The sequence below is a fragment of the Okeania sp. SIO2B9 genome (assembly GCF_010672505.1).
Classification (GTDB): Bacteria; Cyanobacteriota; Cyanobacteriia; order Cyanobacteriales; family Microcoleaceae; genus Okeania; species Okeania hirsuta.
The window spans coordinates 1-1,702 of sequence record NZ_JAAHGK010001487.1 but is presented as its reverse complement, the minus strand read 5'-3'; the positions used below and the strand labels follow the sequence as shown (position 1 = coordinate 1,702).

The following is a 1,702-nucleotide window of genomic DNA, read 5'->3' as shown; positions in this document are numbered from 1 at the left end:
TCTAGTTCTGGGCTGTTTCATTCTAAACTGTGATATTGTATGTATTGACGAAACTACGTTATTTCAAACTTTAGGAAATTTATCTTTCGCTGTCTGAAAATCAATAAATTTATTGCCAAAATCTAGAATTAAATGACTATGTTTCTAGATAACTCAAGCCTTATTCCTTAACTACACTATTTGTAATAATTTTTTTTCAAAATGGTATAGTATGATAATTATCAATAATTTGGAAAAAATCCAAAACTAATATGAAATACTAAAATTTTTGCTATGTATCCTTTTTCTTGTCAAAGAGTTTTAAGGGAGGTATTACGTAGCATTATTTTTCATATTTCATATGTGGATATGTGGCAGAAGGAAGAAGGAACAAGGAAAAATCTGGTGTTGCCTGAGTTTTAAGTTTTTGATATATCCGCGCTCTTTCCTTTGACTTCTATAACATTATAAGATTAAATATTTGAGTAGTGATGTACAAGTAGTGATTTTTATAGTTTTGTTTCTAAAAGTGAAAGGGATTTACTTATCAATATCACTACATTTGCAGAACTACCAAAATTTGAAGTTCCTATCTTTTTTACCTTTTCTGTATTTCTGCACAACTTATAAAAGTTTGCACCGATAGTTAGGAACAGTTTAAGATTGATCGCTATTTCTTATTCCCAAAAATTCTCAAAATTTGTACTTAATTTAGTCGAAAACTTCTGTAAAATTAAGACTACTATATGAGGATATTTCGTATATGAAGCCAGTATTGACAAATTTAATCCCTAATTTTAAATCTAGCCAAATTGTGTGTTTGGAGTATGAAAATACTTGTTTATATGCAGAAGTAATTCAAGTATTAGAAACACGCAAAATGTGTTGGGTTCGTCCTTTGTTGTTGAAATTATCTACTTCAGAGGTTAGGTGTGAAAATCATCAAAAAAATTTAGAAAAATCAAGTTTATGGGATGTGCGAGATGGTGCTGATTTGGTTTGGCCAATATGTTTATTCAGGGAAGCTATTGATACAGAGTTTATTCCACTTTTGACTGAATTAGAATTGCTAGATAGTCAAGAGAAAAATCTGCAAATTTCACACCAAAAATTACAACATTTTGTGAGGAAAGTTTGGCAGGCTTATCCTGATGCTTTTCCCTTGATTCATGATTAATATTTGGAATACTTGAGAAGTAATAAATCTAGCAATTAATCGATGTTATTTTTCTTGTATTTTCTATTTAGCGACTAATCCGGAGTGAAAGCTTCAATAATTAGGACTTGCTGATTAACTCTCAAAGCATTGACAGATAAATGCAAGTGTCTTTTTAGGTGGAAAAAAATCCCAGATTTTCGGTCTAAAAGCTCAAAAAGTTAGTATTTTGGGCAGACAAGGGCAAAAAAATTAAGGGACAATTCTTACAACCATCTCCTAATTAATTCCCATTTCTCCTGAGTTCTTAGTTCTGGGTTCTACCCTTACCAAAAGATTTTTTCAGCAAACCTTAATTCATCATAGTTAATAGTTGTTTGGGAAATATCTGGAATATTAGTTTCGGGTAAAGGTTGGGGTGATTTTTGAGGTTGTATAGTAGGATGAAATTTTTGTTGTGGAATAGGAATAGGTTGAGGGGGTGAAGGGTGAGAAATTATAGGAAAATTAAGTTTGGGAGAATAGATATAAGTCGCAACAATAAATATGAATATACCTGTTCCAGTT

General features: G+C 31.0%; 2 protein-coding genes. One reads left to right on the top strand and one right to left on the bottom strand.

Annotated elements, in window-relative coordinates:
• The first annotated feature begins 793 nt into the window (after nucleotides 1–793).
• Complete coding sequence (locus tag F6K13_RS31930) at nucleotides 794–1,156, top strand: hypothetical protein (protein WP_240038846.1); 363 nt, start codon at nucleotides 794–796, stop codon at nucleotides 1,154–1,156.
• A gap of 305 nt (nucleotides 1,157–1,461) precedes the next feature.
• Here F6K13_RS31930 and F6K13_RS31925 read toward each other — a convergent pair.
• A partial coding sequence (locus F6K13_RS31925) for a hypothetical protein (protein ID WP_287289709.1) occupies nucleotides 1,462–1,702 on the bottom strand: 241 nt, incomplete at its 5' end.